This is a genomic window from Lactobacillus sp. M0393, from assembly GCF_016102025.1.
Taxonomy (GTDB): domain Bacteria; phylum Bacillota; class Bacilli; order Lactobacillales; family Lactobacillaceae; genus Lactobacillus; species Lactobacillus melliventris.
Genome location: NZ_JACFPK010000002.1, coordinates 29556 through 45295, shown reverse-complemented (window position 1 = coordinate 45295; position 15740 = coordinate 29556). Strand labels below are relative to the sequence as shown.

Genomic DNA, 15740 nt, shown 5'->3' with positions numbered 1-15740 from the left:
CAGTTTATCTTGACGGGCTTTTTGGGGGAATAATTTACTACTTTCTGTTTGTTAATCTATTATTTTTTATTCTTTAGTTTATCTAGTCGTGATTGTGCTATTTCCTGCTCTAAATCATGTACATATTGAGTCTTTTGCTCTTTATCCCAGCCATAGTAATCAGACATATGGTTAACGACACCTTCTTTAACCTGGTTTAAAGTATCACTCTTGAATAAGATGTGATAAGTACGCCTTAAGAGATAGTCAACTGGTGTCAGTGTCATTTCTTCAGCTAGTGAATAATCAAGGGCAGCTGTTTCGCCAAGACTTAATCCTGCAGCGGGCTTAATCGTCTTGGCATAGTCATAAATTTGCTCTGCTTGTGAACCAAACAAGTTGGCAATTTCCTTGGCATCATCAGCTGTAATACCAGCTGCTACGCCATCTTTAGCAATCCGAGCAAGTTCTTCTTCTGCATGATCTGAATCAAAATCACCACCTGCAACTTTAATTTCAGCAGAATTTTGTAAAGTAAAGTTCTTAGAAAACTTGTCATGAAGCTTTTGCTGTATTTTCTTCATGGCACCATTAGCCATAATACGATAATCTGTTAATTTACCACCAGCTAGAGTAATTAAGCCATCCTCAGCTTCAGTTAATGAACTACCGCGAGATACAGCAGACGGTGCTGAAGTACTGTCAGAGACACTGGCACCAGTTGCTGCATCTGCTGCTTCATTGCCTTCAACTTCGACTTCAATTAGGGGACGAACTCCAGCCCAGCTGGCTTCAATATCGTTAATAGTTAAATGAGCGGAAGGATACTTCTTATTAATAATATTTAACAAATAATCGACATCACTTTGTTCAACAGTAGGATGAGCATAATCACCGGTAAAGTCGGTATCGGTAGTGCCAAAATAGGTTTTACCTTCTCTAGGAATAGTAAAAATCATACGACCGTCTGCTGTACCTGAACCAAAGTAAGTTGGTTGTGGCACAGTCAAGCGTGATTGGTCAACTACTAAGTGAACACCCTTTGTAGGACGCAGACGCGGCTTTTTATAAACTGCTTTATCTTCCTGTCTTACTAAATCGGACCAAGGCCCGGAGGTGTTAATAACTACATCTGCATGAATTTCAAATTCTTCACCGGTTAAGTTATCATGGACGCGTACTCCGTTAACCTGCTTTTGCTCGTTATGTAAAATCGCAATGCATTTCAGCCGACTAACAGCCAAACATCCTAATTCATGTGCCTTTTTGACATTTTCTACTACTAAACGTGAATCATTGTTTTGGTAGTCTAGGTAAACGCCTGCGCCTTGTAGATTTTCGCTGTTTAATTGTGGCTCCCGTTTTAAAGTTTCTGCTTTATCCATTGTATAGTTAGCATACTTAATTAAAGGGGAGTCACCCTCGATTCCAGCTAAATGATCATATAGATCCATTGCTACTTTGACGGAAAACATGGTAAAAGTTGTTCCCGGCTCATCATAAATTGGTAAAATCATAGGATCAGGCCGAGTCATATGAGGAGCAATATGCTGAACTATTGCACGTTCCTTGACTGTATCAGAAACTACTTGGACATCAAAAGTCTTAAGATAGCGAATACCACCATGAACTAACCTAGTTGAACGTGATGAAGTTCCGCCACCAAAGTCCTGCATATCGATTAAACCGGTTTTCATCTTAGCTGCACTAGCTTGCAATGCAACGCCAGCTCCAGTAATACCGCCACCGATAACCAATAAATCTAATTTTTCATTTTTTAAACGTTCAATTTCTTCCTGTCTGGTTTTAATTGAAAACGCCATGGTATAACCTCTTTCTTTTAGTAAAACTGTTAACTAATTCTTTTGGTAAGGTTTGTATGAAAAACTTTGAGCAGCCTTAACAGCTGACTTCCACCCTTCATAAAGATGGTCTCTTTCAGCGCCACTCATTTGTGGTTTAAATATCTTGCCGACTTTTTGGATTTTCTTTATTTCCTCGAAATCTTTCCAATAGCCAATAGCTAAGCCTGCAAGAAAAGCAGCACCTAAAGCGGTTGTTTCAAGATTAGCCGCACGCTCTATTTCAATTCCTAAAATGTCTGCCTGGAATTGCATTAGATAGTCGTTATTGGCAGCACCACCATCGACTTTTAATTTAGGAATTTTAATTTTGGTATCTTCATGCATAGTATCAATAACATCGCGACTTTCATAAGCCAAAGATTGCAGAGTTGCTTTTGTAAAATCATCCCTTGTCGTGCCTCTAGTCAAGCCAAAGACTGAACCACGGACATTTGAGTCCCAGTATGGAGCACCTAGACCGGTAAATGCTGGGACGACAAAAACTTCATTGTTATCCTTGGAACGTTTTGCGGCTTCTTCTGATTGAGGAGCGTCATCAATAATGCCCAATTGATCACGCAACCACTGAATAGCAGAACCGGCAACGTAAATACTACCTTCTAAAGCATAATTTACTTTGCCATTAATGCCATATGCCACAGTCGTTAACAAGTTATTGGCCGAGAATTTTGGCTTTTCCCCTGTATTCATAACAGTGAACGCACCGGTACCATAAGTGTTTTTAACCATTCCTGGTTCAAAAGCTAATTGACCAAACAGAGCTGATTGCTGGTCACCAGCCATTCCGGCTATGGGAACTTGACTGCCGTAGAAGTGATATTCCGCAGTAGTGCCATAAATTTCAGAATTAGAACGAATCTCCGGTAAAATTTTTCTAGGAATATTTAATAATTTTAGTATCTCATCATCCCAATCAAGGTTGGTAATGTTAAAAAGCATTGTCCGGCTGGCATTAGTGTAATCAGTAACATGAACTTTGCCGCCAGTCAGTTTCCAGACGAGCCATGAATCGATGGTGCCAAATAATAATTCACCATTTTCAGCACGCTCCTGAGCGCCAGGAACATGGTCAAGTATCCAGCGAATTTTAGTTGCAGAGAAATATGCATCAGGAATTAAACCGGTTTTTTCATGGATCATATCGGAATACCCGTCAGCAATGATTTTATCGGCAATATCTGAAGTTTGCCGAGATTGCCAGACAATTGCGTGGTAGATTGGCAAGCCAGTTTTCTTATCCCAAATTACAGTCGTTTCCCGTTGGTTAGTGATACCAATAGCGGCAATCTGGTTAGGCTTAATTCCTGAATTAATAAACGAATTGGCAATAGTCGATAAAACTGAATTCCAAATTTCGTTAGCATCATGTTCTACCCAGCCAGGTTTAGGAAAATATTGATTAAACTCTTTCCGTGAATCAATTACTTTTTTACCAGAATGGTCTAAAATAATTGCACGTGTACTTGTAGTACCTTCATCAATCGCTAAAATATATTTTTCAGCCATTATACTTCTCCTTTTTAGTTACAAAACTAATTTAGTAAAGGTAACTGTCGTTACAATTCAATTTTACCCTCGCTTTTTAGTAAGCGCTAACATATAATGATGATAACTTATTAGATAAAGTTATAAGTAAAAGGACAAAATGTGATGAAATATAGCCTATTAGCATATAAATATTTTATAGATGTTGTAGAAACTCAAGGATTTACTCCGGCCGCTAAGAGAAATTTTGTTTCTCAAACAGCCATTAGTAACGCAATAAAAAATTTAGAGGAAGATTTAGGCGTTCAACTGATTGATCGTTCAACTTCCCACTTTAAAGTTACTTTAACGGGTATTAATCTGTATCACTATGCAGTACCGGTACTTAAGAAATATTATGAATTTAATGAAAAAATTAGTCAGTTAAATGATTCATTTCAAACGTTGAGAATACATTATTTACATGGTTTTGATTATTGGGCCGTTAGCTTAGCGCGATTACTTACAAAAAACAATTCAGGCTTACAATTACAATTAGATACCGAAAATTTTGCTACTAGTATACCGAAACTTGATGCAGAGGATTACGATGTGCTGATTGGTTTCTCAACAGCGGTAAGTAAAATTAAGAATATTCATGTTAAGAAAATCGGAACTGCCAATTTTGGGATTTTACTGAGCAAAAAAGCTGTTAATCAAGATGGTAGGCTAAAAAGGAATGTTATAAAAAAGCAGCCCCTTTTCTTGCAAAAATGGACTGCTACAGATAAGAATGATGTACAAACAAAAATTAAAAAAATTTTGGCCAAAAAGAACATTTGTTATGAACAAATTATTTATTTAGACAGTTTCGACGCGGCATTATCGAATGTTGTTTTAGATTATGGTATGGGTATCTATCCAGAAGAACTGCCATTGCCAGAAACTTATGCTAAATGCGTTACTTACTTACCCAACTTACCAAAACTAAAATATGATGTTGTGGCAATTTATAAAAATCCAGCTATTTGTAATTTATTAGACCATTGCTTGTCTAAAAAATAAGTTTTTGCTTTTTTGCAATTAATGCAGCTTTTCCAGTTTACCTAATTCGCCTAAACCAGTAACTAGGGAAATAAATACAGAAAGAAACATGCAAACAGAAGCTACAACAAAGATGGAGTGAACTTCTTCTTTAATTAAGAAACCACTAATTAATGACATAATGGGCCCAATTATTCGGGTAAGTGATGTAGAAATTGATGTTATTGTTCCTTTAAATTGAGGCGGTGTTTCTGCTTGAATAATGGTAAAAAAGTTTGCTTGTGACCAAACACAACCAAAGGACACTATTGCATAACCAAAGGTAACCCAAAAGAAAGACTGAACATTTAGCATTATCATAAAGCCGCACATTATTAGAAGTCCAATCATAATCATCTGTGTACCAAGTTTCATATTCTTGTTGATACGCAGGTAGATGAAATTGCCAATAATGCTGGCAACTGCAGCTACTGTGTAAAAAACACTTACTAGGTTAACTGAAACTTTCATTTCCTGTTTTAATAAAAACGTTAACATGGGAACGACTGCTTGAAAGCCAACATTAGCTACAAAAAAACTTGCAAGCAGCCATTTAATGTCATGATGAGCAAATAAAAAGGAAATCCCCTTTTTAGCACTTTTGTTAAAGGAACTTTCTTTTTTCATTGCCCCATTTTCTGTTTGTAAAGGTTCATAGTCTTTAATAACATAAGTTAAATAGCCAAAACTTAAAGCATCTAATAAAAAACCACCAATATAATTGATCAAATTAATAATGACAGCTGCAATGCCTGGGCCGAAAGTTTTTTGCACAGACGAAATTAAACCAACTTGGCCCGAAACAGATGATAATTCTTCTTTTTTTACCGATTCTGCAATAAATATCTGGTAGCCTGTCCAAGTGATTAAGTCGAAACTGCCAAGTAGGAAAATGACCAATAGCAGCCAATATATTGAGACGTTTCTTATAACCAAAAATGGTGCAATTATAATTAGCACCATTTGCATAATCAGAGAAAAAAGCATGATTTTTTTACGAGAATACATGTCAAAAATTGGTCCAATTGTTAGTCCAAATAATGCTGTAGGCAAATATTCGACTGCCGTTAACAGTCCCATTATTATTGATGAATGTGTTCTCGACAACATCAAAAGTGGAATTGCAAAAGTATAAAACTGATCGCCAAGTCCTGAAATAGCATAACCTATTAGTAACTTGGACTTTTGTGTTAATTTTTTCATTGTTTATTTTTTGCTCATTCAAACTATGTGTACTTTATTATAGTGCACAAAAAAGCATTAGATAAAGCAAATTTCAAAGTGATTTAGTCTTTAAATATTCTGAATATACTATATATACAAAATAGACAAACTTATTTTTAATTTCGACCTTTTTAGCGATTAAAATTTGCTCCCTGCCATTATTAGAATTCTAAGAACAATAACAACAAGTGAACAAATTAAAATGATAGTCCATGCTGTATTCTTTCTCATTTTTCCTCCACTATTTTCTATAGCTTGATACTCCAGATCTTTTTAATGCTAAATTTCACGAGCACTCAAAATATCCGAGATTTTAATTTCATTTTCAACAGAACCTCCAAGAAAAGTTAATTCTGGTTCGTCATCATCTTCATTCAATATATCCTGAACAAAAATTTCCTTCTTTTGACCATTTTTCAACGTAAACTCAACATTGCGACCATAAAAATATTTTCTTAACTCTTGCAATGTCATTTTATGTGGATCCATTTCTTCAACTTTCTAGTCATCAAACAACTTTTATATAATTTCGTAGGGTCGATAATAAAATAACTTAAATAACTTTTCATTTTAAAACTGTTTTGTGAAAGTTTATCTGTTTTAAGCACGGAACAAAATTGAAACGTAGTTAGATATGCTTATACAATCACCATTTTTGAAAGCTCAATGAAAAATAAATAGTTCTTATTTTTCATTTCTTTTATTTTATACTAGTTACTTGTCAGCTAACACAAGGAATTAAGATATTCGTTTTTAGTTCTTGGTCTTTTTCCGCCACTCTTTTATCATAATACGTTATTGATTCCTTTGTCTATATAGTTAATTAGCATTTTTGCTACATAATTAATTGTTTCATAATCATTCAAAAAACTTTCTTTTGTTATATTCACTGAGCTAATTCTGCAAAAAATGACTGTTAAAGCTAAGTTAAATGTTAAATAGTAAGCAGATGTTGGATTTTTTATTATTTTTATATTAAAAAATAACAGTCGTACTATAAAAATTAATGAATAAATCGTAGCCTAGTAAAAGAACATAGAAGTTTATAATTCCTACTAAAAAAATAAAAATTCCAGTTTAATTCTTTTTTACCATACAAAAGTAAAATAAAGCCCTATGAACGCTTTATTCATAGGGCTTTATTGAAATATTTATGGAGGTGAGGGGAATTGAACCCCTGTCCAAACGCATTCCGTCACTGACATCTACGATCATAGTTATATTATTTGAACTTCACTAGTCCAAAACGCCATATAACAGGGCTAGTATGGACTAGCTAACCTGGAATGACTCTTTTTAACTATTCAGATGAGGTAGTTAAACGTAACTCACTAAGTTGATACTTGAATTCAGACGTGAGTAATCCGAAAGCAAGCAACACATGCGCCTAAACTAGGCAGCTAATGCGTAAGAATTTTCTTTATTTGCAGTTATAAAACTGTGACGTTTTTACGTAGACGTGACCTACGAACCGCAGTCAATGCGAATCTACGCCTGTCGAATCCCAAAACACCCCCGCTTTAGGTAATACAATTATAGCATAACAAAGCTAAATTGCCTAATACCAGAAGAAACCTTGCACTTTATCTAAAAAACAAATTGGTCAAAAGCCAAGGCAATTCCATCTTGATTATTTGATGCAGTTTCAAAGTTAGCTTGGTTTTTCGCTTCAGAAGAGCCATTTGCCATAACTACTGAAGTTCCTGCAACCCTAAACATAGGTATATCGTTTCGCTCATCCCCAATTGCCATCACTTCATTAGTTTCGAATCCTAGTTTTTTTGTCAAAAATTTAAGTGCCACCCCCTTGTTAACATCTGGATGCATTATTTCTAAAAAGTTATCGGCAGCTCGCACCACATAATTTTCTTTGCCAAAGGTTTTTACAACATTAGCTTCAACTTCGTCAAGCTTGACTTTTTCGTCAGCAAAAACAGCCTTAATTATTTGTTCATCTTTAGGTAGTTCATCAGGCCTTCTGATTAGAACACCAGCACTATTTTCCCACGCCTGGACAATAGTAATTCGATTAACATTTAAATTACTTGTAATGATTGCACTGTTTTCAGCGACAACATTGTAAGCCACGCCATGCTCTTTAGAATATTGGTCAATCTTTTCATAAGTTGTTTGATCAATTCCCAATTGTTGAAGAGTCTTACCTGTCACCGTCTCAATGATAGCGCCATTAAAAGTAACAACATATTGATTGTCCTGAACTATTCCTAGTTCATTCAAAAAATGCTTCACACCAGCTAATGGTCGTCCAGAGCAGAGTACTACCTTGATATTTCGCGCTACTGCCTTCTTAACTACTTCAATAGTAGATTGAAGTAACCTTCCCTGACTATTTAATAGTGTGTCATCAACATCAATTGCAACTAATTTAATCATTTATTTTTCCTTTACCATTTTCTTCAGGTTTACAGTTATTTTCTATCGCAGCGACCATACTTTTGCAAATTATTTTGATAGTCAGACCAGCTCAGCCATCACTATTAAGTTTGTCTCGAAATTTTTGAGCCAATTTGTTTTTTGCCAATCAAATATAATATTTCATTATGATGATGCTTTGCTTTTCGAATACTATAATATCAAAAATAAACAAAAAAAGTCGCTAATTTTTTCTTAGCAACTTCTCTATTTTATTATAAATTTCATCATTAACTCAAGTGAGCTAAACGAACGACATCCCGTTCAATCATTAATTCCTCATCAGTTGGAATAACTAAAGCTTTAATTTTTGAATCTGGCTTCGTAATAAATTTCTCACCATTTGATTTATTTGCTTCTAAATCAGGGTTTAAACCAATAAATTCAAATGATTTAATGATATTTTCACGAATACCAGAATCATGCTCACCTACTCCAGCAGTGAAAATAATCGCATCTGCACCTTTCATTTCAACCATGTAAGAACCAATATATTGAATGACACGATTTACAAAAATAGCTCTAGCAAGATCAGCTTTTTTATCAGAATTTTTCTCTAGGTCACGCATATCTGAGGAAATCTCAGAAATACCTAATAGACCAGATTTATCATTCAAAATATCAATCATTTCGTTAATATCAATATGGTCTTTATTCATGATATATTGCAAAACAGATGGATCAACATCACCGGAACGAGTACCCATAGTGATGCCTGCTAATGGAGTGAAGCCCATAGATGTATCAAAAGACTTGCCACCTTTAACTGCAGTAATCGATGCTCCGGAACCAAGATGACAAACAATCAGTCTCAAATCCTTGGCATCTTTACCAAGCATTTGAGCCGCACGACCAACTATATAACGAACTGAAGTACCATGGGCTCCATATTTACGTACGCCATATTTTTCATAATAATGATATGGAATTGAATACATGTAGTGAACAGGATCCAAAGTTTGGTGAAATGATGTATCAAACACGCCTACTTCAGGAACACCTGGTAGTAATTTCATAAAGGCTTCAATGCCTTTGCCTTCTGCAGGATTATGAAGGGGGGCATATTCTTTTAAATCATAAATTTTTTGTAACTTATCCTTGTCAATTAGTGCCGAATCGGTAAATTCTTCGCCACCCGCAACTATTCTATGACCTACACCAACAATTTCGCTTAGGTCATTAACAACATGGTATTTCTTTAAAGCCGAAAGCAATAAATTAACAGCAGTTTCCTGATCTGGAATTGCAACTTTCTCAGTATGTTTTTCGCCATTTGCCAGTTCAATTTGGAAAGAGGAACCATTAATGCCTACTCTGTCGGCAATTCCTTCTGCCAAAACCTTTTCTTCTGGTAAAGCAAACAACTTATATTTAAAAGAAGAGCTGCCTGAGTTGATTGCTAAAACTTTTTTCATAAATGTAATTCCCTCCATAAACTTGAATTTTTAACTTTTCACAAATCAATTAATATTTTTAGTATACCACTCATTTAGTTTAACATTAAGCTTTATTAGGTCTTCTTCCTTTTTAAACGAGTCTAACTTTGTGAGAAATACTTCACTATTTCTGGCATTTTTTCCATGATTTTGAAAAATTAAAATTGATCTTTGGTTAAATTTGTTTTGAAAAGCATTGTCAGGCAATTCAATTATTGACCGTAAAAAAACTTTTTCTGACAGCCAAGGCATGAAGTCACTGCCGCCTTTACCAGAAAGAATTGTCTGTGGTACGAGTAGAAAAGCATAACCAGCTGGCCTGAGGTTCTTAATAATTTGTTCTATAAATAAAAGGTGAGCAAGCGAATGACCTTTCACAGATTTAGTAGCAAAATTAGCAGCATTATCATCAACCGGATAATAACCTACAGGCAAATCACTTACAACAACATCTGGGCTGGGAAACATCCAAGGAGTTAAACCATCTTGACAAAACATTTCAATATCAATTTTATTCAAATGGGCTGCAATATCTGCAAAGCTTAGCATTTCTTCATCATTATCAATACCATAAAGTTCAAAATCCGCTTTAGAATGGTTGGAATTTTTTAGTTGTCTGACTACAGAAAATAGCAAATTGCCAGTGCCAATTGCCGGATCAGCAATAATTAGTTTTTCTTTTGGCAACAGTTTGAGCATAAACATAGCGATAACAGTAGCAATAGCAGGTGGAGTCGGCATTTGATTAACATCTAGCCCATCTTCATTAACAGCTTTTAAAACTAACAAAGTGAAGATTTGTATCTTAATTTTTGGTGAAAGCTGATCGTAGTGCAAATTAGCATACTTTTGACTCAATTTTTGAACGGTCTCTTTGTCAGGAGCTCCCAACTCAACTTTTATCTGATTATTTTCTAAATTGTCAAAGGTTTCAACTAGAGCATCACCCAAAGAGACATTCAATGCTTCTTGTAAACACTTAACACAATCCAAAAAATTATTAAAAAGTTTTTCTATATTATCCATAATTTCTTCCCCTTATCTCCTAAACATTTTAATTTTAATAGAAACAAGGTTATAAGAGCAAGCAAATCAATTATTAATCAGATATTCAATCAATAAAAAATTATTTTCCATACTTTCCTGATAAACTTCTAAATAAAATTGAATAAAAATCAAACAGGTAGTCAAAACTAAGACACTACTTAAAACTGCGTTACCTCTTATTTTCCAACTTTTGCTTTTTATCATTTACTACCTTCTTCTTCAAATTGGGACGAGAATTAAATTTAAAGTATAATTCAGACTTTCTACCATCTTTTTCCATTACATTTATTTTAATCAACCTATCTTTTGTAAGAAAATCAGCTTTTTCAACATTCAGTAATAAAGGCATATGCCCTCCTTTAGGTGTTGTCACACGTACCATATCTTTGTATAGCGTCAAATAATAGGTAGTTGTCTCATTCTTCTTATTTGTTTTTACAAACACTGCTTTTGAGAAATTTGAATCTTTAGGTAAGGTATAAGCCTTTATACCCTTTTCTTCATTTATAAACCGATTTAATTGCACATATGAAAAAACAACATCATCTGTTTTATGGTGTGCTTTATTAGCTAATGTCAATGTCTTTAACAAATTTTGTAACATCAATACTACAATTAAGGTAATAAGAACTGAGAGCATTGCTTCAGCTAAAATAAAGCCTTTACTTCTTAATTTCATATTTTTTATTATTTTTTACATCGAGAATTTTTTTATTATCTACAAAGCGATAAAGGCGGTCATGTACCATTACCTGTTTAACGTTGGTTTTTTTCATCACGTTCCAAGCGTAAGTACGGTCAGTTTTTTGCTCAATTTTCCTTTCAATAAGTCTACTTTCCCCAATTATTAATTCTACAGTGGTAATTCCAACACATGCGATTATTAATCCAATCATGCTTTCCATTACTAAAAAGCCACACATTTTTTTATGAATCATTTATAGCACGTCCCCAAGTCATTTGTAATTTTATCTTTCGTGTATTTTTATCATTACTGATGGTAATAGTATGAGGAGCCATTGAACCGGTAGTTGATATTTGTAAATTAGACAAATTATAAACATGTATTGGCTGGCTTATTTTTAATGAATTAAAGTAATTATCTCCGACAAATTCTATTTCTTTCAAATCCGGAAAATATTTAATAACACATGCTTGTTTACTTGTTGCTGAAACACGAGCGGCTTGTTCCACTGCACTCCTAATTTCTCCAACTGTATTCTCTAAAATTATTTTTTCTTTATAAGCATTTAACTCTATTGCACCTATTCCTGTGATGATTATTGCTATGGCCAAGGTAATAACCATTTCTACGAGAGTAAATCCTTTTAAATTAACTTTATTTAGCATTCTTTTCAACGATACCATCTTTTACAGCATAGTCCTTCGACTTTGTCAGTTGCTTCTTAGTTAGATAACCATCTTCAAACATGTTCTGAAAACTGATTGTTTTACCATTACGATCTTTATCATCTTCGTATAAAGTTACTTGAGTTTGTAAAGTTGATTTAAAGGCGTCATCCGTTTTTCTATTTGCATTGTTTTTTTGTTTTGCTAAGTTCGGAGCAATAATCACTAAAAGCATCATAATTATTGCAACTACAACTACCATTTCTATTAAAGTAAATCCCTTAACTTTACTCTTTTTCGATATCAAATTTAGTATTTTTTTCTTCATCATTATTCCTCAAATTTTTTGCATCATTGCATACATTGGTAATAATAGCTTCAAATATAAGCCAATAATGCATAAGCCAATTAAAATAAAACAAAATGGTTGTATATTTACAATTAACTTTTCTATTCTTTGTGCTAATTCATTAAAAAGTGCGTGTCCTAGAAGCATGAATTTTTTACTTAAATCTATTTTCTTTGAACCGGTTTGTAATAACAAAAGTAATTCATTCGGTAAAAAATCCTCTTTTTTGATTATTAAGTCAGGACTTATTCCCTGAGCCAACTGCTTACCCACACTCAAGCCAATTTGTTGTTGTAATGAGCCCTCCACCTGCATAGCAGCATAATCACAAATTTTTTGTAAAGAGAACCCACTCGCAAGCAAAAGTCCTACATCGTAAATTAAAATATATTCCACATATATTTGCACTAACGGCCCAATTATAGGAAAATGCCTCAGTTTACGTAGAGAAATATAATCTTGTTTTTTTAGTAAAAGCAAGACTTTACTCATAAAATAAATTATTACTAAGCAGGAAAATAATAAAATTAACAACATATAATCGCCAGTATGTTCACCAGATTCAGCAAATTGATTTGCGACAAAAGTTTGCATAAATAGTAAAAGGAAAATCATCATCAAAACTAAAACAAATGGATAGGTCAGCTCAGATTTTAGTTTTTTAAGCTGATCATTTTTCAAGCGATTCAGTGTGGCAATTTGAGTCAGGCATTCTGTTAAATTTCCTTGTGCCATTGATAATTCGATTTGAGTTACTATTGTTTTAGAAAAACCTAACTTTAACATTTCTGAACTCAATTTCTTTCCTGCTTGAATTTCAGTACACAATCTAATAAAAATATTTTTGTGATTTGGCCATATTACTGGCATCATTTCTAAACTCGCATTAAGGGAAAAGCCGTTAGATAAACTATTTTGTAAATATTCCAAAAATTCTAGTCGTTCTTTACTCGTTAATTTATCCTTGTTGATATTGCTCAAATATTTGCGCACTTATTTTTCCTCTTTCTTTGAGCTCACTTAAATTTTCTGACCAAGAGACAAAACCTGCCCTTTTTTCTTGGTTAATATCCTCTTGCAATTGGGAGCCGCTATCAATATCCATCAAACAGGCAAAACCATCTGCTGTAGGTAAAAGGCGTTGATAACATACAGCCGTCAAACAGTTATACAAATCTGCTGTACTAACGTGTAAACTTTCTAATCTAGAAATAGTTTGTAAAGTGCTTTTGGCATGAACCGTTGCAAAGACAAGGTGTCCACTTAAAGCTGCATCTACAGCTAATCTTGCAGTGACTTTATTTCTAATTTCTCCAATAATCAGAATGTCTGGTCGATGGCGCAAAGATGCTTCAAGTAGTCCCTCATAGCTAATATCAGCTGCTAAATTAACCTGTGTTTGCAAGAAATCCGCCTCTTGAATTTCAACAGGATCTTCAATAGTCATTACCATTTGGTTTTTACCTACTATTTTTGCCAAATTATACATAGTAGTTGTTTTACCCGACCCAGTTGGCCCACTGGTAATTATCAATCCCCTTCTTCTAGTTAAGTCTGTTAACTTTTCAATTTGCCTATTAAAAAAATATTTGCCAGAATCAATTTGATAAATAATCCTCACAACTAAAGATTCATTATCATTAAAGTCTCCAATGCTGGAAAGTCTTAAATAGTACACAACATTTTTATACTCATATTCAAAAGCACCCACTTGAGGTCTCCGGTGTTCAGCTATATCCATTTGAGCACTAAATTTCAAAAAATTAATTATTTCTTTCCCTTCATTCACTGGATAGTGAGCTTGATTTTTGATTCCTACAATTGTTCTAAAGTTAACTGCTAACTTATTCCTCTGCAATAAGAAAAAAATGTCACTTGCACGTTTATTTATTGCTTCTTCAATCATATTATTAACTGTGTCTTTGATTCTCATCAATTCCCTCCTTTACTTTGTACTAATATTAAATACGCGAAATTGAGATAAAACTTTTAAAAAAATTTACGAAAAAAAAAACATGATCCCTAAATTAAGAATCATGTTAGATATGTTTTTACTATTTAAATATTACTAATTAATATAATTTGAAATTTCAATCAAATTCTGGTCTGGATCTCTTACATATATTGAACGAATCTTACCTTCTGCTCCAGTTCTAATTACAGGTCCCAAAACAATAGGTAAATTATTTTTTTCGAATTCATCCAGTAAATTATCAATCGGTGTATCACTAATTAGGCAGATATCACCAGATCCAGGTGTTGGATAGGCAGCTTTAGGGTCTGTTTCATGATCTACTTCATTCAAATTAATTTTTTGATGTCCGATCTTCAAAGCAGCTCTGCCATCTTGAAAATTAATTGTTTCAATACCAAAATAATGACGGTAAAAATCAGTTGTTACGTTTATATTGTTAACTGTTAATACTAAATGATCTAATCGGACTATAGCCATTGGATAAGCTTCCTTTCGCTTTTTACTCTGCAAATAACATAATTTACTAAACTTATTTTATATATATAATTAGTATATACTAGTAATAACTAAATTTTATATTTAACATATTACGCTGGATTAACTTATAATTTTAGAGTTATTGTTCTCCTCATTAAAAACTTAAAATTCAACCAAAGGGATATGTTATTATAGCTAATAGAAAAATTAGCCATTATTCTAGTATTTTTTAGATGAAATCTTGTATTAAATTTGATCAACGAAAATATTGACAAAAGGTAAATAATTAAAAACTCAATATTAAAATGTATTAATCTTCTTTTTAGCTTAATTATGAAAAGCCTTAATTTAGTAATAAAAACTGTTATCTTAATTAAAAGGGAGTTTTTTAATAAGCTCCCTTTTTTAATTTTCGATTTTAAATTATTAAAACTTATTTCTCATTTTTTCGTTTTAAAAATCTTAGAAGTTCATCTCCTAGCGTACCAATTAACATCAAGCCACCTAAAGTTATTAAAGACATGTCAGAATTCTTTTCTTTGCCTGTCCGTGGTAATGTACTTTCTTGTTTATCGGCATTATTTGATGCATTTATACCGTTCAAACCGTTACTGCCGTTCAAACCATTACTGCCGTTCAAACCATTACTGCCGTTCAAACCGTTACTGCCGTTCAAACCGTTACTGCCGTTCAGACCATTACTGCCGTTCAAACCGTTACTGCCGTTCAGACCGTTACTGCCGTTCAAACCGTTACTGCCGTTCAAACCGTTACTGCCGTTCAAACCGTTACTGCCGTTCAGACCATTACTGCCGTTCAGACCGTTACTGCCATTCAAACCGTTACTGCCATTCAAACCGTTACTGCCGTTCAGACCGTTACTGCCATTGGAGCCGTTGCTGCTACCATTGGAGCCGTTGCTACTACCATTAGAGCCGTTGCTACTACCATTGGAGCCGTTGCTACTACCATTAGAGCCGTTGCTGCTACCGTTGGAGCCATCGCTACTACCATTAGAGCCGTTGCTGCTACCATTAGACCCGTTGCTGCTACCGTTG

The 15740-nt window shown here is 33.9% G+C and carries 16 protein-coding genes and 1 other RNA gene; 1 reads left to right on the top strand and 16 read right to left on the bottom strand.

Annotated features, from left to right (window positions below; all coding sequences use genetic code 11):
- Nucleotides 1-59: 59 nt before the first annotated feature.
- Both H3R29_RS01560 and glpK read right to left on the bottom strand, forming a co-directional pair.
- Nucleotides 60-1802 carry an FAD-dependent oxidoreductase gene (locus tag H3R29_RS01560; protein ID WP_122037472.1) on the bottom strand — a complete coding sequence of 581 codons (1743 nt, stop codon included), beginning with the start codon at nt 1800-1802 and terminating at the stop codon, nt 60-62.
- A 33-nt stretch (nt 1803-1835) separates the two neighbouring features.
- Complete coding sequence (gene glpK / locus H3R29_RS01555) at nt 1836-3350, bottom strand: glycerol kinase GlpK (RefSeq protein WP_198202368.1); 1515 nt, start codon at nt 3348-3350, stop codon at nt 1836-1838.
- Between the two features lie 144 nt (nt 3351-3494).
- Here glpK and H3R29_RS01550 point away from each other — a divergent pair, with 144 nt between their 5' ends.
- A complete protein-coding gene (locus H3R29_RS01550) occupies nt 3495-4373 on the top strand; it encodes a LysR family transcriptional regulator (protein ID WP_198202367.1) in 879 nt (292 codons plus the stop codon).
- Nucleotides 4374-4391: 18 nt separating this feature from the next.
- Here the strand turns inward: H3R29_RS01550 and H3R29_RS01545 are convergent, their stop codons facing one another.
- From H3R29_RS01545 to H3R29_RS01480, 14 genes are all read right to left on the bottom strand, one after another.
- Nucleotides 4392-5594, bottom strand: coding sequence for an MFS transporter (locus H3R29_RS01545; protein ID WP_198202366.1), 1203 nt, complete (start codon nt 5592-5594; stop codon nt 4392-4394).
- A 300-nt stretch (nt 5595-5894) separates the two neighbouring features.
- A complete protein-coding gene (locus tag H3R29_RS01540) occupies nt 5895-6104 on the bottom strand; it encodes a hypothetical protein (protein WP_198202365.1) in 210 nt (69 codons plus the stop codon).
- Nucleotides 6105-6766: 662 nt separating this feature from the next.
- Nucleotides 6767-7132: a transfer-messenger RNA gene (gene ssrA, locus H3R29_RS01535) on the bottom strand.
- 70 nt (nt 7133-7202) lie between these two features.
- Nucleotides 7203-8009: a Cof-type HAD-IIB family hydrolase gene (locus H3R29_RS01530; RefSeq protein WP_198202364.1), complete on the bottom strand. Its 807-nt coding sequence runs from the start codon at nt 8007-8009 to the stop codon at nt 7203-7205.
- Nucleotides 8010-8278: 269 nt separating this feature from the next.
- The gene (locus tag H3R29_RS01525; RefSeq protein ID WP_198202363.1) at nt 8279-9463 is read right to left on the bottom strand and encodes an acetate/propionate family kinase; all 1185 of its coding nucleotides are present in this window, start codon (nt 9461-9463) and stop codon (nt 8279-8281) included.
- Between the two features lie 45 nt (nt 9464-9508).
- Nucleotides 9509-10510: a class I SAM-dependent methyltransferase gene (locus tag H3R29_RS01520; protein WP_122025915.1), complete on the bottom strand. Its 1002-nt coding sequence runs from the start codon at nt 10508-10510 to the stop codon at nt 9509-9511.
- A gap of 190 nt (nt 10511-10700) precedes the next feature.
- Nucleotides 10701-11210, bottom strand: a complete 510-nt coding sequence (locus H3R29_RS01515) for a ComGF family competence protein (RefSeq protein WP_198202362.1) — start codon at nt 11208-11210, stop codon at nt 10701-10703.
- A complete protein-coding gene (locus H3R29_RS01510) occupies nt 11194-11469 on the bottom strand; it encodes a type II secretion system protein (protein WP_122037462.1) in 276 nt (91 codons plus the stop codon). Before H3R29_RS01510 ends, H3R29_RS01515 begins: the two co-directional genes overlap by 17 nt.
- Nucleotides 11459-11881 (bottom strand): prepilin-type N-terminal cleavage/methylation domain-containing protein, encoded by a 423-nt coding sequence (locus H3R29_RS01505; protein ID WP_198214717.1) that lies wholly within the window; start codon nt 11879-11881, stop codon nt 11459-11461. Before H3R29_RS01505 ends, H3R29_RS01510 begins: the two co-directional genes overlap by 11 nt.
- The gene (gene comGC, locus H3R29_RS01500; protein ID WP_232352193.1) at nt 11871-12212 is read right to left on the bottom strand and encodes a competence type IV pilus major pilin ComGC; all 342 of its coding nucleotides are present in this window, start codon (nt 12210-12212) and stop codon (nt 11871-11873) included. The genes H3R29_RS01505 and comGC overlap by 11 nt, the downstream gene beginning before the upstream one ends.
- 6 nt (nt 12213-12218) lie before the next feature.
- The gene (locus tag H3R29_RS01495) at nt 12219-13223 is read right to left on the bottom strand and encodes a type II secretion system F family protein (protein WP_046324668.1); all 1005 of its coding nucleotides are present in this window, start codon (nt 13221-13223) and stop codon (nt 12219-12221) included.
- On the bottom strand, nt 13189-14163 hold the full coding sequence (comGA, locus tag H3R29_RS01490; protein WP_198202360.1) for a competence type IV pilus ATPase ComGA: 975 nt from the start codon (nt 14161-14163) through the stop codon (nt 13189-13191). The genes H3R29_RS01495 and comGA overlap by 35 nt, the downstream gene beginning before the upstream one ends.
- A gap of 135 nt (nt 14164-14298) precedes the next feature.
- The gene (locus H3R29_RS01485; protein WP_046324666.1) at nt 14299-14682 is read right to left on the bottom strand and encodes a VOC family protein; all 384 of its coding nucleotides are present in this window, start codon (nt 14680-14682) and stop codon (nt 14299-14301) included.
- Between the two features lie 433 nt (nt 14683-15115).
- On the bottom strand, nt 15116-15740 hold a 625-nt coding region (locus H3R29_RS01480), incomplete at its 5' end, for an LPXTG cell wall anchor domain-containing protein (protein WP_198214716.1).